This window comes from Streptomyces capillispiralis, assembly GCF_007829875.1.
In the GTDB taxonomy this organism is placed as follows: domain Bacteria; phylum Actinomycetota; class Actinomycetes; order Streptomycetales; family Streptomycetaceae; genus Streptomyces; species Streptomyces capillispiralis.
Genome location: NZ_VIWV01000001.1, coordinates 2,859,897 through 2,882,154 on the forward strand (window position 1 = coordinate 2,859,897; position 22,258 = coordinate 2,882,154).

General features: G+C 73.3%; 23 protein-coding genes. 8 read left to right on the top strand and 15 right to left on the bottom strand.

Annotated elements, in window-relative coordinates:
* Window positions 1-83: 83 nt before the first annotated feature.
* Window positions 84-1,058: an anti-sigma factor family protein gene (locus FHX78_RS11770; protein ID WP_145867392.1), complete on the bottom strand. Its 975-nt coding sequence runs from the start codon at window positions 1,056-1,058 to the stop codon at window positions 84-86.
* Window positions 1,055-1,720: an RNA polymerase sigma factor SigE gene (gene sigE, locus FHX78_RS11775; protein WP_145867393.1), complete on the bottom strand. Its 666-nt coding sequence runs from the start codon at window positions 1,718-1,720 to the stop codon at window positions 1,055-1,057. The genes FHX78_RS11770 and sigE overlap by 4 nt, the downstream gene beginning before the upstream one ends.
* Window positions 1,721-1,997: 277 nt before the next feature.
* On the opposite strand from sigE, the gene FHX78_RS11780 reads away from it, so the two are divergent.
* Complete coding sequence (locus FHX78_RS11780; protein WP_145867394.1) at window positions 1,998-2,696, top strand: O-methyltransferase; 699 nt, start codon at window positions 1,998-2,000, stop codon at window positions 2,694-2,696.
* 88 nt (window positions 2,697-2,784) lie between these two features.
* Here FHX78_RS11780 and FHX78_RS11785 read toward each other — a convergent pair whose 3' ends face one another.
* Window positions 2,785-2,952 carry a DUF3117 domain-containing protein gene (locus tag FHX78_RS11785; RefSeq protein WP_003966491.1) on the bottom strand — a complete coding sequence of 56 codons (168 nt, stop codon included), beginning with the start codon at window positions 2,950-2,952 and terminating at the stop codon, window positions 2,785-2,787.
* 379 nt (window positions 2,953-3,331) lie between these two features.
* On the opposite strand from FHX78_RS11785, the gene chcB reads away from it, so the two are divergent.
* A complete protein-coding gene (gene chcB, locus FHX78_RS11790) occupies window positions 3,332-4,135 on the top strand; it encodes a 2-cyclohexenylcarbonyl CoA isomerase (protein WP_145867395.1) in 804 nt (267 codons plus the stop codon).
* 16 nt (window positions 4,136-4,151) lie between these two features.
* Here the strand turns inward: chcB and FHX78_RS11795 are convergent, their stop codons facing one another.
* Window positions 4,152-4,790, bottom strand: a complete 639-nt coding sequence (locus tag FHX78_RS11795) for a DNA-3-methyladenine glycosylase I (RefSeq protein WP_373312987.1) — start codon at window positions 4,788-4,790, stop codon at window positions 4,152-4,154.
* A 32-nt stretch (window positions 4,791-4,822) separates the two neighbouring features.
* Window positions 4,823-5,185 (bottom strand): DivIVA domain-containing protein, encoded by a 363-nt coding sequence (locus tag FHX78_RS37930; protein WP_145867396.1) that lies wholly within the window; start codon window positions 5,183-5,185, stop codon window positions 4,823-4,825.
* 149 nt (window positions 5,186-5,334) lie between these two features.
* Between FHX78_RS37930 and folP the strand changes: the two genes are divergently transcribed.
* On the top strand, window positions 5,335-6,195 hold the full coding sequence (gene folP / locus FHX78_RS11805; RefSeq protein ID WP_145867397.1) for a dihydropteroate synthase: 861 nt from the start codon (window positions 5,335-5,337) through the stop codon (window positions 6,193-6,195).
* A 63-nt stretch (window positions 6,196-6,258) separates the two neighbouring features.
* Here folP and FHX78_RS11810 read toward each other — a convergent pair whose 3' ends face one another.
* Both FHX78_RS11810 and dapE read right to left on the bottom strand, forming a co-directional pair.
* Window positions 6,259-7,017 (bottom strand): LOG family protein, encoded by a 759-nt coding sequence (locus FHX78_RS11810; protein ID WP_145867398.1) that lies wholly within the window; start codon window positions 7,015-7,017, stop codon window positions 6,259-6,261.
* A gap of 120 nt (window positions 7,018-7,137) precedes the next feature.
* Window positions 7,138-8,217 (bottom strand): succinyl-diaminopimelate desuccinylase, encoded by a 1,080-nt coding sequence (dapE, locus tag FHX78_RS11815; RefSeq protein ID WP_145867399.1) that lies wholly within the window; start codon window positions 8,215-8,217, stop codon window positions 7,138-7,140.
* Window positions 8,218-8,302: 85 nt separating this feature from the next.
* Here dapE and FHX78_RS11820 point away from each other — a divergent pair, with 85 nt between their 5' ends.
* On the top strand, window positions 8,303-9,277 hold the full coding sequence (locus FHX78_RS11820; protein WP_145867400.1) for a VldE C-terminal domain-containing protein: 975 nt from the start codon (window positions 8,303-8,305) through the stop codon (window positions 9,275-9,277).
* Between the two features lie 204 nt (window positions 9,278-9,481).
* Window positions 9,482-9,814, top strand: coding sequence for an ATP-binding protein (locus FHX78_RS11825; RefSeq protein ID WP_145867401.1), 333 nt, complete (start codon window positions 9,482-9,484; stop codon window positions 9,812-9,814).
* A gap of 86 nt (window positions 9,815-9,900) precedes the next feature.
* On the opposite strand, the gene FHX78_RS11830 is transcribed toward FHX78_RS11825, so the two are convergent.
* Together FHX78_RS11830 and fdxA are read right to left on the bottom strand one after the other, a co-directional pair.
* The gene (locus tag FHX78_RS11830) at window positions 9,901-10,998 is read right to left on the bottom strand and encodes a bifunctional succinyldiaminopimelate transaminase/glutamate-prephenate aminotransferase (protein ID WP_145867402.1); all 1,098 of its coding nucleotides are present in this window, start codon (window positions 10,996-10,998) and stop codon (window positions 9,901-9,903) included.
* A gap of 106 nt (window positions 10,999-11,104) precedes the next feature.
* Entirely contained in the window at window positions 11,105-11,422 is a 318-nt protein-coding gene (gene fdxA / locus FHX78_RS11835; protein ID WP_004926152.1) for a ferredoxin, read from the bottom strand.
* Window positions 11,423-11,562: 140 nt separating this feature from the next.
* Here fdxA and FHX78_RS11840 point away from each other — a divergent pair, with 140 nt between their 5' ends.
* Together FHX78_RS11840 and FHX78_RS11845 are read left to right on the top strand one after the other, a co-directional pair.
* Entirely contained in the window at window positions 11,563-12,585 is a 1,023-nt protein-coding gene (locus FHX78_RS11840; protein ID WP_145867403.1) for a GNAT family N-acetyltransferase, read from the top strand.
* A 59-nt stretch (window positions 12,586-12,644) separates the two neighbouring features.
* The gene (locus FHX78_RS11845; protein ID WP_373312993.1) at window positions 12,645-13,454 is read left to right on the top strand and encodes a transglutaminase family protein; all 810 of its coding nucleotides are present in this window, start codon (window positions 12,645-12,647) and stop codon (window positions 13,452-13,454) included.
* 71 nt (window positions 13,455-13,525) lie between these two features.
* Here FHX78_RS11845 and FHX78_RS11850 read toward each other — a convergent pair whose 3' ends face one another.
* From FHX78_RS11850 to FHX78_RS11865, 4 genes are all read right to left on the bottom strand, one after another.
* Window positions 13,526-15,733 carry a hypothetical protein gene (locus FHX78_RS11850; RefSeq protein ID WP_145867405.1) on the bottom strand — a complete coding sequence of 736 codons (2,208 nt, stop codon included), beginning with the start codon at window positions 15,731-15,733 and terminating at the stop codon, window positions 13,526-13,528.
* A 194-nt stretch (window positions 15,734-15,927) separates the two neighbouring features.
* Window positions 15,928-16,344: a DUF6113 family protein gene (locus FHX78_RS11855; RefSeq protein WP_145867406.1), complete on the bottom strand. Its 417-nt coding sequence runs from the start codon at window positions 16,342-16,344 to the stop codon at window positions 15,928-15,930.
* A complete protein-coding gene (gene mshB, locus FHX78_RS11860) occupies window positions 16,341-17,204 on the bottom strand; it encodes an N-acetyl-1-D-myo-inositol-2-amino-2-deoxy-alpha-D-glucopyranoside deacetylase (RefSeq protein WP_145867407.1) in 864 nt (287 codons plus the stop codon). The genes FHX78_RS11855 and mshB overlap by 4 nt, the downstream gene beginning before the upstream one ends.
* Before the next feature lie 422 nt (window positions 17,205-17,626).
* Complete coding sequence (locus FHX78_RS11865; protein WP_030860044.1) at window positions 17,627-17,821, bottom strand: hypothetical protein; 195 nt, start codon at window positions 17,819-17,821, stop codon at window positions 17,627-17,629.
* Between the two features lie 176 nt (window positions 17,822-17,997).
* Between FHX78_RS11865 and FHX78_RS11870 the strand changes: the two genes are divergently transcribed.
* The gene (locus FHX78_RS11870; protein ID WP_145867408.1) at window positions 17,998-20,136 is read left to right on the top strand and encodes a S9 family peptidase; all 2,139 of its coding nucleotides are present in this window, start codon (window positions 17,998-18,000) and stop codon (window positions 20,134-20,136) included.
* 101 nt (window positions 20,137-20,237) lie between these two features.
* Here the strand turns inward: FHX78_RS11870 and FHX78_RS11875 are convergent, their stop codons facing one another.
* Together FHX78_RS11875 and FHX78_RS11880 are read right to left on the bottom strand one after the other, a co-directional pair.
* On the bottom strand, window positions 20,238-21,290 hold the full coding sequence (locus FHX78_RS11875; protein WP_145867409.1) for an ABC transporter ATP-binding protein: 1,053 nt from the start codon (window positions 21,288-21,290) through the stop codon (window positions 20,238-20,240).
* A complete protein-coding gene (locus tag FHX78_RS11880; RefSeq protein ID WP_145867410.1) occupies window positions 21,283-22,257 on the bottom strand; it encodes an ABC transporter ATP-binding protein in 975 nt (324 codons plus the stop codon). Before FHX78_RS11880 ends, FHX78_RS11875 begins: the two co-directional genes overlap by 8 nt.
* Window position 22,258 lies beyond the last annotated feature (1 nt).

Sequence of the window (22,258 nt, forward strand, 5' to 3'; positions counted from 1 at the left end):
GCCTGGCTCGGCACCCGGCTGTGCGGGCCTGGGCGCGCCACCTGGATTCAATCAGGTTCGCGCGCCCCTGCGCAGTGGACGGGTCAGCGGGCCGTGCGGGAGGTGACGGTGGGGGTGGGTGCCGGTGTCGTACCGGCGGTGACGAGCCCCGGTTCCTTGAGCCCGACGGACTCGGCCCAGGCCGTCAGGGTGAGCGGCGGAGGCGAGCCCAGCGGACGTATCAGCGGGGAGGCCGCTGTCGCACCCACGGTCGGCGTGCCCGGAGCGGTGGGGCGCTCGGCGGGCGCGGGCACCCCGGGCAGCAGCGGCGCGGAGACCGCGGTCGGGGCGGCCGGGGTGTTCCCCAGCGCGCTCTGGCCCTCCAGCTGACCGAGCAGCGGTCCGACGCCGCGGCGCCGCTGGGACTCGGGCAGGGTCGCCGCGCCCGCGCCCGTCGTGCGCATCGGTGTCACATTGCTGCCCTTGCCCGCGCCGCGCGTCTCGGTTTCGGTGGGCGCGGTGGTGGCGACCCCGCCGAGGGCGATCGCGGCCAGCGACACCGCGCCGGCGGCCACGAAGGCGAACCGCAGCCCGCGCGAGGACGGCCGGTCGGTCTCGTGCCGGTCGACCTCGTGGATGCGGAAGCCGCGGCCGCCCGCCGAGGGCGCCGGAAGCGCCGGCTCATGGCGGCCGAGGGGCGCGTACGCGAACTCGAAGCGCTCGCCGCGACGGGTGCCGAAGACACCGGAGCCCGCGCCGAACCGCCCCGGCGTGCCGCCCGGCAGCCCTCCGCCGCCCAGCGGTGGCCCGCCGTCGCCGAGGTCGCCCCCGGCCGGAAGGCCCTGGAGGCGGGCCAGGAAGCTCTCGGAGGGCGGCGGCGGGGCCGCCTCCGCGAAGACGTTCTTCAGGCGGCGCTGCGCGTCGACCTCCGCCTTGCACTTGGCGCAGGTGGCGACGTGCGCCAGTACGCGCTCGCGCGCGTCATGACCGAGCTCTCCGTCCACCAGGGCGGAGAGTCGGTCTCCCAGGTGCTGCTCTGCGAGGTGTCCCTCGGAAGACTTCGGCAGTGAACCGCTCACGCGCTCGCGCCCCCTCCTCCCAGTGCGGGAACACGCGGCACGAAGGAGCGGCGCTCCGCGCGCGCCTGGGGCGAGCGGTGCGCGAGGGCCTTGCGCAGCTGGGAACGGCCACGGTGGATCCGGGAGCGGACGGTGCCGAGCTTGACGCCCAGGGTCGCCGCGATCTCCTCGTACGACAGCCCCTCGATGTCGCACAGCACCACGGCGGCGCGGAACTCGGGGGCGAGGGTGTCGAGGGCCTGCTGGACGTCCGCGTCGAAGTGGGCGTCGTTGAAGACCTGCTGCGGGGTGGGCTCCTTGCTGGCCAGCCGCTCGGCCGCGTCCTCGCCGAGCGCGTCGAAGCGGATGCGCTGCTTGCGGCGGACCATGTCCAGGAAGAGGTTGGTGGTGATGCGGTGCAGCCAGCCCTCGAAGGTGCCCGGCGTGTAGGTCGACAGGGAGCGGAAGACGCGGACGAAGACCTCCTGGGTGAGGTCCTCGGCGTCGTGCTGGTTGCCGGTGAGACGGTAGGCGAGCCGGTAGACCCGGCCGCTGTGCATGCTGACGATCTCCTCCCAGGTGGGCGGAGTCCACGCCTGCCCGTCCGCGTCGGTGGAGAAGGTCGCGGTCGGGGTCTGGGCCGGGTCGCCGGCGCGGTCGTGGTCAGCAGCGGTGTCGTTCACGGATTTCGGCCTGCCCGCCGATCCGAGGAAGCGCCGCAGCACTCCTCCGCGATCCACAGGCGCAGCCGCACCTCCCCTATCGGCTCTGGTGGTGTCCAGTGGAGCCCCTACCATAGCCACCTCGCCCGTTAGCTCCGGATAAGCGGTTTTACGAGAATTTGATCGGCGCTGCCACGGCTCGTACGACTGCGTCATCACTTGCTCGGCGTCCTCGTCCACTGCCCGCCCCCCGTCACGGCACGCGCCTCTTTCCTCACCCCTTCAAACGACCGGTCCCATCTGCGGGTTCCCGACGCCAACGGATACAGTCACGCCCAGGCAACCACGGGGACAGGAGAGGGTCATTACCGCCAACCGGCAGACGAGCTGGGCGTTCTCCGACGCCTATGTCGCCGAGGAGGAGGCGCTGCACTGGGCCCGGGACCGGGCCCGCGAGGCAGGGCTGCGCTCGGTGGCGCCCGGCACGGGCGCGGCCCTGCGGTTGCTCGCCGCCAGCGTGGACGCCAAGGCGGTCGCGGAGATCGGCACGGGCTGCGGAGTCTCCGGTATCCACCTGCTCCACGGGATGCGGCCGGACGGGGTGCTGACCACGGTCGACCAGGAGCCGGAGCACCAGCAGTCCGCCCGCCAGGCCTTCCGTGACGCCGGTTTCGCCGGCAACCGGGCCCGCTTCATCCCGGGCCGCGCGCTGGACGTGCTCCCCCGCCTCGCGGACGCCGGTTACGACCTGGTCTTCTGCGACGGCGACCGGCAGGAGTACCAGGACTACCTGGCGGAATCGTTGCGCCTGCTGCGCCCGGGGGGCCTGGTGGCCTTCGAGGGCGTCTTCGCCAACGGGCGCACGGTCGACTCCGGGCCGCAGCCCACCGAGGTGCTGCGGCTGCGGGAACTGGTGCGGGCCGTGCGCGAGAGCACGGAGCTGGTGTCGTCGCTGCTGCCGGTGGGCGACGGGCTCCTGTGCGCCGTCAAGCGGTGAGTCAAGCGGTGAGGAGGGCGCCCAAACAGTCGCCCCGGCACCGCGTGCGGTGCCGGGGCGACTGAAAGGGTGTGGTCGCGTGTGCGCGTCAGCCGACGACCTTCTTGAGGGCGTCGCCGAGCGCGTCGGCCTCGTCCGGGGTCAGCTCGACGACGAGCCGACCGCCGCCTTCGAGCGGAACGCGCATGACGATGCCCCGCCCCTCCTTGGTCACCTCGAGCGGGCCATCACCCGTCCGCGGCTTCATGGCCGCCATGCTCGTTCCCCTTCCTGAAACCCAGCTCAACCGTCTAGCCGACGGCCCACTGAAGGGCACCTGCGGTCCTTGAAGCAGGACACACGCCACCGGCATCGAACACATTGCTTCCAAGCCATTATCCCGCATGCCAGGACCCGATGACCAACATCGGGCGGCATCGCTTGGGCAACGCACGCGAGCAAAACCACTCAATTCGGCGATGTGACTGCGATACTGCGCCACCGCACACACATCCGCCGACCGAAAACGGACCGGAGCCGTTTGACGCAGGTCACACGTCGACCGCGGTCCGTGGCGGGTGAACTCCGTCATGCTGTCCTGCAGACGGGGACGTACTCGCCGGTACGTCCCGAGCCGCCACACGGAGGGATACGCCATGGCCGACACCGTGCTCTACGAGGTGAGCGACGGACTCGCGACGATCACGCTGAACCGCCCCGAGGCGATGAACGCGCTGAACGTCGCGGCGAAGGTCGCCCTCCGGGACGCGGTCCGGTCCGCCGCCGACGACGACGCCGTGCGGGCCGTGCTGCTGACGGCGGCCGGGGACCGGGCGTTCTGTGTCGGGCAGGACCTCAAGGAGCACATCGGGCTGCTGGCCGCCGACCGGGCGAGCGGTTCGGGGCAGACCATGAGCACAGTGCGCGAGCACTACAACCCGATCGTGAAGGCCATCGCCGGGGCTCGGAAGCCGGTGGTCGCGGCGGTGAACGGGGTCGCGGCGGGCGCCGGTTTCGGCTTCGCGCTGGCCGCGGACTACCGGATCGTCGCGGACACGGCGGCGTTCAACACCTCGTTCGCCGGTGTCGCGCTGACCGCGGACTCGGGGATCTCCTGGACGCTGCCGCGCGTGATCGGCCCCGGGCGCGCCACCGACCTGCTGCTCTTCCCCCGCAGCATCCCGGCGCGGGAGGCGTACGAGCTGGGCATCGCGAACCGGCTGGTCCCGTCGGCGGAGCTGCGCGCGGAGGCGGAGAAGGTGGCCCGCGCGCTGGCCGAGGGGCCGACCGTGGCGTACGCGGCGCTGAAGGAGTCCGTGGCCTTCGGGCTGAGCCACTCGCTCGAGGAGGCGCTGGAGAAGGAGGACGAGCTCCAGACCCGGGCGGGCTCCTCGGAGGACCACGCGATCGCGGTGCAGGCGTTCGTGAACAAGGAGAAGCCGAAGTACCTGGGCCGCTGAGCCCCTTCCGGCGGGGTCAGGCGCCGGACGCCCCGCCGCGTGCCACGCACGTGTCCAGGTGGTCGTTCACCAGCCCGCAGGCCTGCATCAGCGCGTACGCCGTGGTCGGGCCGACGAAGCGCAGGCCCCGCTTCTTCAGGGCCTTGGACAGGGCCGTCGACTCCGGGGTCACCGCGGGCACGTCGGTCAGGGCCCTGGGCGCCGGGCGGCCGTCCGGGTCGGGGGCGTGGGACCAGATCAGGGCGTCCAGGTCGCCGGGCGCCCACCCGGCCAGCACGCGCGCGTTGGCGAGGGTCGCGTCGATCTTGGCGCGGTTGCGGATGATGCCGGTGTCGGTCAGGAGGCGCTCGCGGTCGGTGTCGGTGAACTCCGCGACCGCGGCGATCCCGAAGTCGGCGAAGGCGGCGCGGAAGCCGGGACGGCGGCGCAGGATGGTGATCCAGGACAGGCCGGACTGGAAGGCCTCCAGGCTGAGCCGCTCGAAGAGGGCGTCGTCGCCGTGGACCGGGCGGCCCCACTCCTCGTCGTGGTACGTCACGTAGTCCGGGGTGGACAGGGCCCAGGGGCAGCGCAGGGCGCCGTCCGGTCCGGCGAGGGCGGCGGCGCGCTCCTCGCCCCCGGCCTCTCCATCACCCACGGCGGTTCCGTCGCTCACGGTTGCTCCGTCCCTCACGGTTGCTCCGTCGCTCACGGTTGCTCCTCCTCCCGGCGCGGGGCGGGCTTGTCCATGGACAGGTGGGCGGCGGCGGCCCGGGCGCCCGCCAGCGCGGACTCCAGGTCGGCGATCCGGGCGTCGCGCTCGGCGAGTTCGGCGCCGAGGCGGCCGAGGGCGTCGTCCACGTCCGCCATGCGGTAGCCGCGGGCGGCGAGCGGGAAGCGCAGGTCGTCGACGTCCGCGCGGTTGACCGGGCGGTCCGGCGGCAGGACGTCCCACAGGTGCTCGGGGGCCGCCTCGGGCAGCGGGGCGTTGGCGCCGCCGCCCACCACGGCCAGGGTCACCGCGGCGACCACGACGGCGAGCGCCAGGACCAGGAACAGGAACATAACCATCGCCGGGGCCCCCACGGTCGGATGTGTCGGAGTGCTTCGGAAGTGAGTCGGAGTCGGATGTGTGGCTCCGATCGTGCCATGCGAGTCTGACAGTCGGAGCCGCCGGGCGGTCGCGGGCGGCCGGGACGTACGAGGAGAGGTCACAGGGGATGCTCAGGCTGGGCAGGCGGGAATTCGCACCGCACGAGCGGTTGATCATGGCGATCGTGAACCGGACCCCGGACTCCTTCTACGACCGGGGCGCCACGTTCCGCGACGAGCCGGCCCTCGCGCGCGTGGAGCAGGCCGTCGCCGAGGGCGCCGCGATCATCGACATCGGCGGGGTGAAGGCCGGACCCGGCGAGGAGGTCACGGCCGAGGAGGAGGCGCGGCGCACGGTCGACTTCGTCGCCGAGGTGCGGCGGCGCTTCCCGGACGTCGTGATCAGCGTGGACACCTGGCGGCACGAGGTCGGCGAGGCGGTGTGCGAGGCGGGCGCGGACCTGCTGAACGACGCCTGGGGCGGGGTCGACCCGAGGCTCGCGGAGGTCGCCGCGCGGTACGGCGCCGGACTGGTGTGCACCCACGCGGGCGGCGCGGAGCCGCGGACCCGTCCGCACCGGGTGACGTACGACGACGTCATGGCGGACATCCTCGACGTGACCGTGGGACTGGCGGAGCGGGCGGTGGCACTCGGCGTGCCCAGGGAGTCGGTGCTGATCGACCCGGGGCACGACTTCGGCAAGAACACCCGGCACAGCCTGGAGGCGACGCGGCGGCTGGACGAGATGGTCGCCACGGGCTGGCCGGTGCTGGTGTCGCTGTCCAACAAGGACTTCGTCGGCGAGACCCTGGACCGGCCGGTGAAGGAGCGGGTGCTGGGGACGCTGGCGACGACCGCGGTGTCGGCGTGGCTGGGGGCGCAGGTGTACCGGGTGCACGAGGTGGCCGAGACGCGGCAGGTGCTGGACATGGTGTCGTCCATCGCGGGGGACCGCGAGCCGGCGGTCGCGCGCAGGGGGCTGGCCTGACAGCGGGGCCCGTCCCGGCCGTCCCTCACCGGGGGCTCCGCCCCCGGTGGGTGCGACGTCCCGTCAGCGGCCGGCTTCCTTCGACACCAGCGCCACGGCCTCGTCCACGTCGTCCGTGACGTGGAACAGCAGCAGGTCCTTCTCGGACGCCTTGCCCTGGGCGATCACCGTGTGCCGGAGCCAGTCGACCAGGCCGCCCCAGTAGTCCGTGCCGAACAGCACGATGGGGAAGCGGGTGACCTTCTGGGTCTGGACGAGGGTGAGGGCCTCGAAGAGCTCGTCGAGGGTGCCGAGGCCGCCGGGCAGCACCACGAAGCCCTGGGCGTACTTGACGAACATCATCTTGCGGACGAAGAAGTAGCGGAAGTTCAGCCCGATGTCGACGTAGGGGTTCAGCCCCTGCTCGAAGGGCAGCTCGATGCCCAGGCCGACGGAGATGCCCCTGGCCTCGCAGGCGCCCTTGTTCGCCGCCTCCATGGCGCCGGGGCCGCCGCCGGTGATCACGGCGAAGCCGGCCTCGACCAGGCCCCGGCCCAGGCGGACGCCCGCCTCGTACTCCGGGGTGTCCGCCGGTGTGCGCGCCGAGCCGAAGACGCTGATGGCGGGCGGGAGCTCGGCGAGCGTGCCGAAGCCCTCGATGAACTCCGACTGGATGCGCAGCACCCGCCAGGGGTCGGTGTGGACCCAGTCGGTGGGGGCGCGCTCGTCCAGCAGCCGCTGGTCGGTGGTGCTCGCCTGCACCTGGCCCCGCCTGCGGAGGACCGGGCCCAGCCGCTTCTCCTCCGGCGGCTGCTGCTTCCCCTCGGGGTTGCCGGTAGCCATGTGCGCTCCCTCCGTTTGCGGGTCGTTCCACCTCAGCGTAGATCCGCGCGGGTTACGTCCGGGGGACGTCAGCATGTCCGCGGGACAGCGTCCCAAACGCCCCGGGGCGCGCCGCCGGTCTCACGCCGTCAGCCAGGACCGCAGCCGCTCCTCCCCGGCGAGGATCTTCGCGGTGTCCACGCGCTCGTCCCGCTTGTGCGCCAGATGGGGGTTGCCGGGACCGTAGTTGACCGCCGGAACGCCCAGGGACGAGAAGCGGGAGACGTCCGTCCAGCCGTACTTGGGCTGTGGGGTGCCCCCCACCGCCTTGATGAACGCCGCGGCGGCCGGGTGGGACAGGCCGGGCAGCGCCGCCCCGCTGTGGTCGTCGACGACGAACTCCGCCACGCCGCAGTCCGCGAAGACCTCGCGCACATGGGCCAGGGCCTCCTCCTCGGTGCGGTCGGGGGCGTAGCGGAAATTCACGGTGACGACGCACTCGTCGGGGATGACGTTGCCCGCCACTCCCCCGGAGATGCCGACCGCGTTCAGTCCCTCCCGGTACTCCAGGCCGTCGATCACCGGATGGCGCGGCTCGTAGGCGGCCAGACGGGCGAGGATCGGGGCGGCGGCGTGGATGGCGTTGGAACCCATCCAGCCGCGCGCCGAGTGGGCGCGCTCGCCCGCGGTCTTCAGCAGCACCCGCAGCGTGCCCTGGCAGCCGCCTTCCACCTGGCCGTCGGAGGGTTCGAGGAGCACCGCGAAGTCGCCCTCCAGCCACTCGGGGTGCGCCTCGGCCACGTGCTTGAGGCCGTTGAGGTCGGCCGCGACCTCCTCGTTGTCGTAGAAGACGAAGGTCAGGTCGCGGTTGGGGGCGGGGACCGTGGCGGCGATGCGCAGCTGGACGGCGACGCCCGCCTTCATGTCGCAGGTGCCGCAGCCCCACAGCGTGCCGTCGGCGTCGAGCCGGGAGGGCACGTTGTCCGCGATCGGCACCGTGTCGATGTGGCCGGCCAGGATCACACGCTCGGGCCGCCCCAGCCGGGTACGGGCGACGACGTTGTTGCCGTACCGGTCGACCGTCAGGTGCGGCAGCGCGCGCAGGGCGGTCTCGATCGCGTCGGCGAGCGGCTTCTCGCTGCCGCTCTCGGACGGGAAGTCGACGAGCCGCGCGGTCAGGCGCGCGGCGTCCAGCGTGAGGTCAAGCGGGGTGTCGGCCATGCCGTCGACCCTAACGCCCCCCGGGTGCCGGCCCACTGTCCACACCCGGCACACACATCTCCGTACGCTCCAGTACCTTGTACGCGTGCCAGAGCCGTCCCCTCCTTCCAAGCGTCGTGGCCGCCTCTTCCGCTTCGGGGCGTCCCTCGTGGTCCTGCTCGCGGTCGCCGGTTACCTCGTGGTGCAGTACGTCACCGGGGGCAGGGGCGGCCCGGGCTGCAAGGTCGTGTCCGCCAAGGGCGACGGCGCGACGTACGAGTTCACGCCCGAGCAGGCGGTGAACGCGGCGACGATCACCGCCGTGGGCACCGCGCGCGACCTGCCCGAGCGGGCGGTGACGATCGCGCTGGCGACCGCGCTGCAGGAGTCCGCGCTGCGCAACATCGACTACGGCGACCGCGACTCGCTCGGTCTGTTCCAGCAGCGTCCGTCGCAGGGCTGGGGCACGCCGAAGGAGATCATGGACCCGGCGTACGCGTCGGAGAAGTTCTACGAGCACCTGGAGGAGGTGCCGGGCTACACCCGGCTGCCGCTCACGGTCGCCGCGCAGAAGGTGCAGCGCAGCGGCTTCCCGCAGGCGTACGCCAAGCACGAGCCGGACGCCACGCTGCTGGCCGCCGCGCTCACCGGCCGCTCGGCGGCCACGCTGACCTGCGAGGGCCGTCCGGCGGCGACCCGGGCGGCGGGTGCGGACGCGGTGCGTGCCGCGCTGGTGCGGGACTTCGGGCGGGATCTGCTGGAGCCCGCGGGCGCCGAGGTGGGCGGGCCGGAGGCGTCCTCGCCGTCCGCGGGCGCACCGGCCGGGTCCTCCGGCTCCGACGGGCGGACGGTGACGCTGCCGGTCGCCGACGGCGAGGGGGCCGACGCCGGCACGCGCGGCTGGCAGCTGGCCCACTGGGCCGTGGCCAACGCCTCCGAGCTGCACATACGGCACGTGTCGTACGCGGGCCGGGAGTGGACCGCGGGGAACACCGACAGCCAGTGGCGGCCGGTCGACGGCAAGAACGCCGAGGACGCGGGCGGCGACGCGGACGCGGTCCGGATCACCACCGCGGGGTAGTCCGCTCAGCCGTACGAGGGCTCCCCCGGGGGGCGTCACACGCGGCCGGTCACGCGACGCATTGCCAACTCTTTACGTCGTCCCGCCGCAACCTTCCCGGCGGTCGAGCGGTAGTCACTGCGTCCGAGCCCGACGGTCCACAGCCAGTCGATCGCCTTCCGGGCCGGCCGGACACTCATCGTTTCCTCCCGTCGAAGGAGCACCATGTCCCTCCCCCTGACCCGTCGGATCGCCCGTGCCGCGCTGCTCGTCGCTGCGGGAGCGGCCGCCGGGGTCGGTGCGGCCGGTTCCGCCAGCGCGGCTCCGGAGCTGCCGGCCACCCCGACCATCGGCGGGCTGACCGCCCTGGACGGGGTCGCCGACAACACCGTGGACGGCGCGGCGCAGGACGTCGCCGACACCACGGACGACGCCGACGAGGTGGCGCCGGCCGCCGGCAAGACCGTGCGGAAGGCGGTGCCCGCGGTGAAGAAGCTGCCGACGGAGTCCCTCACCAAGGGTGGCGTGCCGTCGGCGAAGACGCTGCCGCTCGTCTGAGGTTCGGCGCCCGGCCGTATGGCGACGGGGCCCGGGGTTCTCCCCGGGCCCCGTCGCCGTGTGTGCCCCGTCCCGCCGCAGCGGTGTCAGGCGGTCAGCCGGGCCACCGCCGCCCGGACGCGTTCGTCCGTGGCGGTCAGGGCCACCCTCACGAAGTGCTCGCCCGCCGGGCCGTAGAAGTCGCCGGGGGCGACGAGGATGCCGCGTTCGGCGAGGTGGGCGACGGTGTCCCAGCAGGACTCGTCGCGCGTGGCCCACAGGTAGAGGCTGGCCTCGCTGTGCTCGATGCGGAAGCCGTGGCCCAGCAGCGCCTCGCGCAGGGCGGTGCGCCGGGCCGCGTACCGCTCGCGCTGGACCCGGACGTGCTCGTCGTCGCCCAGGGCGGCCACCACCGCCGCCTGCGTCGGCGCGGACGTCATCATCCCGCCGTGCTTGCGGATCTCCAGCAGCGGCCCGAGGACCGCCGGGTCACCGGCGAGGAAGGCGGCGCGGTAGCCGGCGAGGTTGGAGCGCTTGGACAGCGAGTGGACCGACACGATGCCGTCGTACGATCCGCCGTTGACGTCGGGGTGCAGCACCGAGACCGGGTCGGCCTCCCAGCCCAGCTCGATGTAGCACTCGTCGGAGAAGACCAGGACGCCGTGCTCGCGGGCCCAGGCGACGGTCCGGGTCAGCTCCTCCTTGGACAGCACCCGGCCGGTCGGGTTGGACGGCGAGTTCAGCCAGAGCAGCTTCAGGCCCGCCGGGTCCAGCTCGGTCGGATCGTCGTAGGACACGTACGCGGCGCGGGCCAGCCGGGCGCCGACCTCGTACGTCGGGTAGGCCAGGCGCGGGTAGGCGACCGTGTCGCCCGGGCCGAGACCGAGCTGTGTGGGGAGCCAGGCGACCAGTTCCTTGGAGCCGACGACCGGCAGCACGTGGCGGTGGGTCACGTCCCGGGCGCCGAGCCGGTGCTCCACCCAGCGGGTCAGCGCGTCACGCAGCTCCGGGGTGCCCCAGACCGTGGGATACCCCGGCGAGTCCGCCGCGGCGACCAGCGCCTTCTGGACCGGCTCGGGGACCGGGTCGACGGGGGTGCCGACCGAGAGGTCGACGATGCCGTCGGGGTGCGCGGCGGCCGTCTTCTTGTAGGGCTCCAGCTTGTCCCAGGGGAAGGTGGGCAGCCGGTCGGAGACTGCGGACACGGGTACGGGCTCACTTTCTGGTACGGCAAACGCCTTGGTCCCGTACGGCGGTCGGGCCGTACGGGACCAAGGCGGCACGTCGATGCGGGGGCCGCCGACGGGACGGCTACGCCTGCGGCGGCAGCGCGGCGATGAACGGGTGATCGCGCTCGATCAGCCCCAGCTTGCTGGCGCCGCCGGGCGAGCCGAGCTCGTCGAAGAACTCGACGTTCGCCTTGTAGTAGTCCTTCCACTCCTCCGGAGTGTCGTCCTCGTAGAAGATGGCCTCGACCGGGCAGACCGGTTCACAGGCGCCGCAGTCGACGCATTCGTCCGGGTGGATGTACAAGGACCGCTGGCCCTCGTAGATGCAGTCGACCGGGCACTCCTCGATGCACGCCTTGTCCTTCACGTCGACACAAGGCTGCGCGATGACGTAGGTCACGCTGTCGTTCCTCCTCGATAGGGCGCTGGCGGGCCTCCTCAGGCTCCGCCGCCTGGCGCGCGGGAGCGCGGCGTCGTCGATGCCCGCCCCTAGTATCTCCGTTCTTGGGCATGATCCGAACAGGAGGGGTGAACTGACCTGTGGAAATCTCTGCCGCCGGGCGCCTCGAGGTCCGTATCACCACTGCTGACGTGGGAAAACGGGTCTCCGTCAGGAGCTTGATCGAACATGGTCCCTCGGGTGAGAAGTTCACCGACACGGTCGGTGTTCTCACATCATGGGACAACGGTGTGCTGCGGATCACAAGGAAGAACGGCGAAGGTGTCCGCGTCGCGGAGTCCGCGCTGGTCGCGGGCAAGGTGGTCCCGTCCGCCCCGGCGCGTCGGCGCGGTCCGGCCGCCTCGTACGAGGAGCTGGCGCGGGTCTCCGCGCGGGCGTGGCGGCCCGTGGAGAGCGAGCGGCTCGGCGAGTGGGAGCTGCGGGCCGCGCGCGGCTTCACCCGGCGGGCCAACTCGGTGCTGCCGCTCGGTGACCCGGGTGTGCCGCTGGACGAGGCGCTGACGGCCGTCCGCCGCTGGTACGCCGCGCGGGGCCTGCCCGCCTACGTGCAGACCGCGACCGGCGCTCCGGGCGCGCAGGAGCTGCTGTGCGCGGAGCTGGAGCGGCGGGGCTGGGTGCGGGAGGTGACCGCCGAGCTGTGGACCGGGCCGCTCGCGCCGGTCGCGGACCTGGGCGCGGAACCGTCCGGGGTCGTGCTGTCGCGGCACGCCGACGACGCGTGGCTGGCGCGCTACCAGCGCCGGGGGGTGAGCGAGGTGGCCCTGCGGGTGCTGGGCAGCGGGCCCTCGGTGTGGTTCGCCACGGTGCCGGGCGAGGAGGCCCCCGCCGCGATCGGGCGGTGCGTCGTGGACGGGCGGTGGGCCGGTTTCGCGGCGGTCGAGGTGGACCCGGCACGGCGGCGGCGGGGACTGGCGACGGCGGTGATGGCCGCGCTGGCCCGGCGGGCGCTGGACGAGGGCGCCTCCGCGGCCTGGCTCCAGGTCGAGGACGACAACGCGGGAGCGCGGGCGCTGTACGAGCGCATGGGCTTCGCCGTGCACCACGCGTACCACCACTACCGCGCGCCGGAATCCTCGGCCGACACGGGTGCGGGATCGCCGTGAGCGGGCACGAACGGGGTATGCGCTCCCCCCACCCGCCCCCGCCCGAGCGCTCCGCCGAGCTGCGCCGGCGGTTCGCCGAGGAGGCCCGCTGCGAGCGGCCCGACCTGTCGACGCTGTGCCTGCTGCTGGGCGCGGAGGCGGACGGCGCCCTGGACGAGGCGGCGATGGACGGCGCGCAGGTGGAACTGGACCGGCTGGCCGGCGAACTCCCCTACCGGCCCGGCACACCGCACGCCTGGGCGCTCGCGCTGCGGGACCTCCTGGGCGGGCGGTACGGCTTCGGCGGCGGCCCGGAGGACTACCGGCGGCTGGAGTCGTCGCTGCTGCACGAGGTGCTGCGGCGGCGGCGCGGGCTGCCGATCCTGCTGTCGGTGGTGTGGCTGGAGGTGGCCCGCCGGGCGGGCGCGCCGGTGTACGGGGTGGCGCTGCCGGGGCACTTCGTCGTCGGCTTCGGGGAGGCGGAGGGCCAGGTGCTCGCCGATCCCTTCGACGGGGGCCGGGTCCTGACGGGCTCCGACGCGGAGCTGCTGGTCGCCGGGGCCATGGGGGCGCCGCTGGACGCGTCGATGCTGACGCCCGCCGACACGCTGGACGTCGTCCTGCGCGTCCTGAACAACATCCGGGCGTGGGCCGCGGCCCGTCCGGAGCGCTCCGACGTGTCCCTGTGGGCGGTGGACCTGTCCCTGCTCCTCCCCACGCACCCGGCCCGGCTGCGCTACGAGCGGGCGCAGCTGCTGGTGCGGCGCGGGGACTTCCGGGACGGCGCACGGGAGCTGGAGGCGTACGCCGAGGTGGTGGCCGCGGTGGACGAGCCGGCGGCGGAGCGGGTGCGGGGGCAGGCCCGGGCGGCGCTGGCGCTGCTCAACTAGGACGAGGGGCGCCCGACGCGAGGGGGCGCCCGGCGGCCGGTGCCGTCGGGCGCCCCGTTCCGCGGTTCGGGTCAGCTGGGGTTCGTCTCGATCACGGCGACCCGATCGGTCTTGCTGGTCAGCGCCTGGCGGAGGGCGACGTAGACGTCCTGCGGGGTGACGGGCGTCTTCTTGCCGTTGCCCCGGGTGATGAGCACACCGTCGAACGTCTGGCCGTACAGCTCCTCCAGGGCGTTCAGGTCGGGCTTGTCGACGAGCTTGCCGTTGACGGCCTCCACTCCGAGGAACTTCCACAGCGACTTCTGCGGGCTCATCGGGATGGAGTGCGCCGCGTCGGTCTGCACGGTCACGATGGCCGACATCGCGGGCTCGGCGAACTCCTTCATCATCCGGTCGACCTCGGCCTTGGAGACCTTCGGCTCGCGGCTGGTCGTCGGCACGTTCACGGGGCCGGCGGTGCCGGTCTCGACCTGGGTGCGGTACGCCTCGCGCACGGCCTCCGTCGACTTGGTCACGTCGATGCCCTTGCCCGGCTTGCCGTACACCGGGACGGCCTTGCCGGACTCGAACGTGATCGTGCCCTCGGTCATGCTCCCCGCTCCGCCCGCGGCGTCCTCCAGGGCGGCCTGGAGCTTCTCCTCGTCGACGGGCAGGACCGGGTCGACGACACGGTGGTTGCCGAGGAGGGAGCCGATCACGGAGACCGGGTTGTAGTCGCTGCGGGCGGCCGCGGCGACGGTGGCGTCGGTGTCCACCTGGAGGCCCGCGTTGTCCGGCTCCAGGTCGACGGTCCTGCCGTCGACGGACAGCTTCAGCGGCTTGTTCACCCGGTCGTCGAGGGCCGCGTCCAGCTTCTTCACGGCCTCGTCGCGGGTGCCGCCGCCGATCTCGACGCCGAGGACGGTGGTGCCCTTGGGCACGTCGGAGTGGTTCATCAGCAGGCCGGCGCCGTAGGCGACACCGCCGAGGAAGACCAGGCAGCCGCAGAGCAGGACCAGCTTGTTGCGGCCCTTCTTCTTGGGCGGCCGGGAGGAGTTCGCCGGGGGCGGGGAGACCGGGTCGGGCAGCTTGGGCGGCGTGTGCGGCAGCGGGCCGTCGCCGGGGGCGCCGCCCGCGTTGAAGGACGCGCCCGGCGGGACGACCGGGATGCCGCTGGTGACGGTGTGCCCGGAGACGTTGTCGTGGCGGGGGCCGTAGCCCGGGGTGCCCGGTTCGGCGGGCTTCTGGGGCGTGAGGATCGCGGTGTCGTCGCTGAGGCCGCCGCCGGGGATGCCGAGGCGGTTCTGCTCACCGGCGGGGGCGGTGGGGCCGGACGCGGTGGGCGGGGCCATCGGCCCGTCGCCGGTGACCGGGCCGCCGGTCGGGCCGGCGGGGCTCTGGGGGCCGCCGGGGTGGCTCTGGGCACCGGGGCCGGGGTGGCCGCCCTGTCCCGGTACGCCGTCCGGGGCGCGCCCGCCGGGCGTCTCCTCGGGGAGGTACGGCAGGTCGTGGCGGCGCGGTCCGCCGCCGTGGCCCGTGCCCGGGCGGGAGCCGGTGGCCGCCGGTCCCCCGGCCAGTGCCTCGGTCACGTCGAAGGAACCGGTGCCGCCGCCGTGTCCGGGGGCCACGGGTCCGCCGGTCGCACCGGTCGCGCCGGTGGGGCCGCCGGGGCGGGAGCCGGCCGGGGCGCTCATCGAGCCGACCACGCCGCCCGGGCGCCCGGCGCCCTGCCGCGCGCCACCGGGGGTGCCGGTGCCGGGAGCGCCGGTGCCGGGGGCGGGTGCGGCTGCGTTCGGCGCGGTTCCGTTCGGTGTGGTTCCGCCCGTGCCGGGGGTGGAACCGCTCGGCGCGCCCGTGCCGTTGGCCGGGCCTGCGGCCGGACCGCCCTTGCCCGGGCCGGACTTGCGGGGCGCGAACCAGTCGCTGGCCGGCTTGTCCGGGGACGACGGCTGGTCGGGACGGGAGGCCCCGGCGGGCCGGGCGGACTGCGCGGGAGGCTCCGCCGTGTCGGCCGGTGACGGTGCCGCCGACTCGGCCTCGGTGGTGTCCTTGGCTTCCGCGTCCGTGACGGGCTTGCGCACGACGACCGGCGGAATGGGCCGCGATCCGGGGATGTTGATCCGGATCCGGGTCGTCAGCGTGGTCTCGGTCTTGCGTTCCTCCGGCCGCGCGGCCGGCCGGCCCGCGCCCGTACCCTCGTCCGGAATCGCCGGGATGCCGTAGGGCGGGGTGCCCGACGGGTAGGCGGCTCCGCCGTGCCCGTTGGGCCCGGAGGACGGAGTGTCAGTTTCACGACTCAAGGCAGGTTCTCCCGGTTGGCTCCGCCGCCCGTCACGACCTCACGGTGGGGGTCCCCAGCTCGGAACGGAGCCGAGAGTGCGGGGAAAGGCTCGGCGGCGCGCACCACCTTACTGGCCGCATCCGGCCCGTATCCCAGGACCGCTGGCGAAACCCACACCGGACCCGCACGCTCGTGACACGGCGAAGTGGTACGTCACTTGCCAAGTCGGACGGGACGGCCGTCCGGTTGCCGCCCGGGAGCGAGCGTGGCGCAGATCACAGCGACGGCGATGCCGCCGAGCAGGAAGAGGTAGGAACCGCCGCCGGCGGCGAAGAGGAAGTCGCCTTCCGGGCGGCCGGCGGTGAGCAGGATGACGACGAGCATCCAGCCGCCGGCGACCGCCCCGCCACCGGCACGGCTGCGCATCAAGCGGGCCGCGCCCAGGACCGTCCCCGCCTCGCCGGCGAGGGCCAGCAGCAGTCCGCCCGGGAACCACGCGGGCTGTACGAGCGCCCCGGCCACCGCGACCACCGCGCCGAGCAGGAACAGCCCCAGGAAGGCGCCGACGCGTCCGGCGGAGGGCGGGCGGATCGGCTGCGCCATCAGGGGCGTCGTCCTGTCGCCGCTCATGACGCGTCCCCCACGGTGATTCCGGCGAACAGGTCGCTCTCTCTCGTTTCGGAACGTTCACCGCGTACCAACTCGTAGTACTCGGTGGTGAAGAGGGGCTGGGCGAGTTCGTTGGAGAGGACGAAGTAGGGCTCGGCCACGGTGATCTGGGTGGCGTGGGCGCGCATCGCGGCGGCCTTGGCGGCGGCGTGCGTGGTGCCGTCGATCGCCGTGGTGATCCGCTCGTCGGGGACGACGCCTGGTACGTCGTCGACGGTGGCCGCCGCGGCGAAGGGGAGGCCGGGCAGGTCGTCGTGCAGGCGCTTGAAGGACGCCTCGGCGACGGAGCGGGGCACCCGGTTCCAGTAGACCTTGGGGATCTCCCAGCCGGAGGAGGCGGCCAGGTCGGCGGCGCGCATGGCGACGCGGTGGGCCTGGATGTGGTCGGGGTGGCCGTAACCGCCGTTGTCGTCGTAGGTGACGAGGACCTGCGGCCGGACCTCCCGGACGACCTCGGCGAGCAGCCCGGCGGCCTGGTCGACGTCGGCCTGCCAGAAGCAGCCGGGGTCGTCGTTGTCGGCGAGCCCCATCATCCCGGAGTCGCAGTACCGCCCGGCGCCGCCGAGGAGCCGGAAGTCGGTGATGCCGAGCGCGCGCATGGCGTCCGTCAGCTCGCCGAGCCGGTGTCCGCCGAGCGCGGCCCCGTTCAGGTGGCCCAGCTCGGGCGGGATGACTTCGCCGCGCTCGCCGAGGGTGCAGGTGACCAGTGTCACGTGGACGCCCTCGGCGGCGTAGCGGGCCATGGTCGCGCCGTTGTTGATGGACTCGTCGTCCGGGTGGGCGTGTACCAGGAGCAGGCGTCGGTCGGGCAGTTCCGTCATGGGGCCAGCTTATGAGGCGGCGGGGTGGTCATCGGTTCTGTGGCGGTGGGGCGGGTGCCCTGGTGGTGGGCGGGTGGGGTGTGCGGTGTTGCCTGTCGAGACTCGTGAGCACGGCGGGCCTCAGCGTTCACGGGCCGCTCAGACGAGCGGGGGCGGCACGAACCCCGTCAGGGGCAGCGTGCGGGCGCGGTGACCACGCATGGGCCGCGGAACCCACGCACGGACCGCGACCGCCGACCCGGCGGACGCCCCGGCCGTGGCGCCGAGGCCCGTACTGGAGCGCGCCGGGGCGCGGGTGGCCGCCGTCAGGGCCGACGCGGCGTACGGCGCAGCGAGCGGCGGGACGCGGCGCCGCGCGCTCGGTGTTCGGCACCGGTCCGGCGGGCCGGCCGGTCGGCCGGCGCACGGTTACGGCTGCGCGGTCAGAAGTTGATACTGCCGATCATCCCCGCGATGTTCGTCGTCAGCTCGCTGATGGTGGGGGCGATCGTCGACGAGGCGAGGTAGAAGCCGAGCAGCATGCACACGACGGCATGCCCCGCCTTCAGGCCCGACTTCTTGATCAACAAGAAGACGATGATCGCCAGCAGCACCACCGCCGATATCGAGAGTGCCACGGCGGTTCACCTCCAAGGATCCCAAAGCGCGGGGGGGTAGGAATATGGGGGCAGTAAATCCACACAGCAGCCAGCAGGTTCATACCCACTATGCGCTAACGATCATAACTATCCGTACGTGCGCATCGATCGGCGCACGGCCGCACAAGGGGGCGCATGGCCAATATGGTCAGGGCATGACGACCGAGGCTGACTCCTTCCCCCGACGGCACGCCCGTACCCAGCGCTTCACGCTCGGCGCGCCGCGTTCGTTCACCGTGGCGCCCGACGGCTCGCGTGTCGTGTTCCTGCGCTCCGCTTCCGGTACGGACCGGGCCAATTCGCTCTGGGTCCTGGACCTCGACGAGGGCGGGGAGCGCGTGGCGGCCGACCCGCGCGCCCTCCTGGGCGGCGCTTCCGAGCGCCTGTCCGCGGAGGAGCGCGCGCGGCGTGAGCGGAGCCGGGAGGGGGGTGCCGGCATCGTCGGCTATGCCACCGACGCGGCGGTCGAGTTGGCCGCTTTCGCCTTGTCAGGGCGGCTCTTCGCGGCCGAGCTGCGGGCCGGGACGGCGCGCGAACTGCCCACGCCGGGGCCGGTGATCGACCCCCGTCCTTCGCCCGACGGGCGGCACGTCGCCTACGTCGCCCGAGGTGCGCTGCGGGTCGTCGGGGCGGAGGGGGCGGACGACCGGGCGCTCGCGACCCCGGAGTCGGAGGGTGTCACCTACGGTCTGGCCGAGTTCGTCGCGGCCGAGGAGATGGGGCGTTCGCGGGGCTTCTGGTGGGCTCCGGAGTCGGACCGCCTGCTGGTGGCGCGGGCGGACGACACGCCGGTGGAGCGGTGGTGGATCTCCGATCCCGCTCATCCGGGGCGTGAGCCGAGCCAGGTCCGCTACCCCGCGGCGGGCACGGCGAACGCGGACGTACGGCTGTTCGTGATCGGGCTGGACGGGGTGCGCACGGAGGTCTCCTGGGACCGGGCGCGCTACCCCTATCTGGCACGTGTGCACTGGTCAGCGGCGGGTGCGCCGCTACTGCTCGTACAGGCGCGCGACCAGCGCAGTCAGCTGATTCTGGCCGTGGAGCCGGACTCGGGCCGGACCCGGATGGTGCACGCCGACGAAGATCCAAGTTGGCTTGAACTTTTCCCCGGGGTGCCGTGCTGGAGTCCTTCGGGGCAGTTGGTGCGGATCGCGGACGAGGGGGGTGCGCGGCGCCTCGCCGTGGGGGAACGCCCGCTCACCGGGCCGCAGTTGCACCTCCGGGCGGTGCTCGACGTCTCGGACGACGACGTACTGGTCTCGGCGTCGGCGGGCGAGGAGGCGGCCGCCCCGGAGACGGGTGAGGTGCACGTGTACCGGGTGAACGAGCTGGGCGTGGAGCGCGTCTCGCAGGAGCCCGGCGTGCACTCGGCGGTGCGTGCGGCGGGGGTGACCGTGCTCGTCTCGGCGACGCCGGACGTGCCGGGTGCGCGGGTGCGGGTGCTGCGTGACGGGAAACCGACGGCGACTGTCCCCTCGTACGCCGAAGATCCTGGTATGTCCCCCCGCGTGACGCTGACACAGGGGGGCGCACGCCGCATCCCGTGCGCCGTGCTTATGCCTCGGGACTACGCCGGTGACACCCCCTTGCCGGTGCTCATGGACCCCTATGGCGGTCCGCACGGGCAGCGGGTGCTCGCCGCCCACAACCCGCACCTGACCTCGCAGTGGTTCGCCGACCAGGGGTTCGCGGTGGTCGTCGCGGACGGGCGCGGGACGCCGGGCCGCTCGCCCGCCTGGGAGAAGTCCATCAGGGACGAGGTGGCCGCGACCGTCGTGCAGGACCAGGTCGACGCCCTCCAGGCGCTGGCCGCCGACTTCCCGCTCGACCTGGGCCGGGTGGCGATCCGGGGCTGGTCCTTCGGCGGCTACCTGGCCGCCCTCGCGGCGCTGCGCCGCCCGGACGTCTTCCACGCGGCGGTGGTGGGCGCCCCGGTCACCGATCTGCGGCTGTACGACACCCACTACCAGGAGCGCTACCTCGGGCACCCGGGCGAGCAGCCGGAGGTCTACCGCCGCAACTCGGTGATCGACGACGCGGGCCTGGTCGACGCCGCGGAGCCGCACCGTCCCATGATGATCATTCACGGGCTGGCGGACGACAACGTGGTGGTCGCCCACTCGCTGCGGCTGTCCTCGGCGCTGCTGGCGGCCGGCCGCCCGCACGAGGTGCTGCCGCTGTCCGGTGTCACGCACATGACCCCGCAGGAGGAGGTCGCCGAGAACCTGCTCCGCCTCCAGCTCGACTTCCTCAAGCGGGCGCTCGCCCCGGCAAACGGGGACGAACCGCGTTAACACACAGGCAACTTGACGGAAGCGGTACCGATATACGGACACGCGAGGCTGTACAGCGTACGGCCGTGCGGGTGCCGTCGAGCGGGCCGGGGTGCGCCATGTCACCCCGGCCCGCCGCCATGCTCCCCCTCCACTGGGACCACCTGCTTCTCCGCCGCGAAGTGGCAGGCCGAGTCGTGCGCCGCCGGGCCGCCCGCCGTACGGAACCAGGCGGGCACCGCCAGGGCCGGCACCTCCAGCGCGCAGCGCTCCTGCGCCTTCCAGCAGCGGGTGCGGAAGCGGCAGCCGGAGGGGATGTTCGTCGGGGACGGGACGTCGCCGCTGAGGATGATCCGTTCGCGGTGCTCCCGGGCCTCCGGGTCGGGGACGGGCACGGCGGAGAGCAGGGCCTGGGTGTACGGGTGGGTGGGGTGTTCGTAGATCTCGGTGTCCGTGCCGGTCTCCACGATCCGGCCGAGGTACATCACCCCGACCCGGTCGGAGATGTGCCGCACGATCGACAGGTCGTGCGCGATGAACACGTAGGAGAGGTCGAACTCGCTCTGCAACCGGTCCATCAGGTTGATGACCTGGGCCTGGACCGAGACGTCCAGCGCGGAGACCGGTTCGTCGGCGACGATCACCTCGGGGCGCAGGGCCAGCCCGCGGGCGATGCCGATGCGCTGGCGCTGGCCGCCGGAGAACTGGTGCGGATAGCGGTTGATGTACTCCGGGTTGAGGCCAACCACGTCCAGCAAGTCCCGCACCTTGCGGCGCCGGTCGCCCTTGGGGGCCGCCTCGGGGTGGATGTCGTACGGCTCCCCGATGATGTCACCCACCGTCATGCGGGGGTTGAGGGAGGTGTACGGGTCCTGGAACACCATCTGGATGTTGCGGCGTACGGCCTTGAGCGCCCGGCCCGACAGCCGGGTGATGTCCTCGCCCTTGTAGCGGATCGCACCGGCCGTCGGCCGTTCCAGGTTGACCAGCATCTTGGCGACCGTGGACTTGCCGCAGCCCGACTCGCCGACGATGCCCAGTGTCTCGCCCCGTCCGAGGTGGAAGTCGACGCCGTCGACCGCGCGCACGGCGCCGATCTGCTTGCGCAGCAGCACGCCCCGGGTGAGCGGGTAGTGCTTGACCAGGTTGTCGACCTCGACGATCGGCTCAGCCATCCAGGCACTCCCTCCAGAAGTGGCAGGCGCTCCCCCGGGTGTCCGAGACCTCGTACAGCGGGGGTTCGTCGGTGCGGCAGACGTCGCGGGCGAGCGGGCAGCGGGGGTGGAAGGCGCAGCCCGGCGGGATGCGTGTCAGGTTGGGCGGCAGGCCCTTGATGGCGTACAGCTCGCGGCCCTTGAGGTCCAGGCGCGGGATGGACTCCAGCAGGCCGCGCGTGTACGGGTGGGCCGGGGCCTTGTAGATGTCGTGGACGGGGGCCGACTCGACGATGCGGCCCGCGTACATCACGGCGATGCGGTCGGCGACGTCGGCGACCACGCCGAGGTCGTGGGTGATGAGGATCAGGCCCATGCGGTACTCGCGTTGGAGTTCCGCGAGCAGTTCCATGACCTGGGCCTGGACGGTGACGTCGAGGGCGGTGGTCGGTTCGTCGGCGATGATCAGGGCGGGTTCCAGGGCCAGCGCCATCGCGATCATGATGCGCTGGCGCATGCCGCCGGAGAACTGGTGCGGGTACTGCCTCACCCGCTCCCGGGCGGCGGGGATGCGCACCCGGTCCATCAGCTCGACGGCGCGGGCCCGGGCGTCCTTGCGGGACATGCCCCGGTGGACGGTGAACATCTCGGCGAGCTGGTCGCCGACGGTGAGCACGGGGTTCAGGGACGACAGCGCGTCCTGGAAGATCATCGCCATGTCGGCGCCGCGCACCTTGCGGCGTTCGTCCTCCTTGAGCCGGAGCAGGTCCCGCCCCTGGAAGACGACCTCACCGCCGGTGATCCGGCCGGGCGGCACGTCGAGGATGCCCATGATCGCCTGTGCGGTCACCGACTTGCCGGAGCCGGACTCGCCGAGCACGGCCAGGGTCTCGCCCGCGTCGACGCCGTAGCTGACGCCGTTGACAGCCTTGGCGACCCCGTCCCGGGTGCGGAACTCCACGTGCAGGTCGCGGACGTCGAGCAGCACG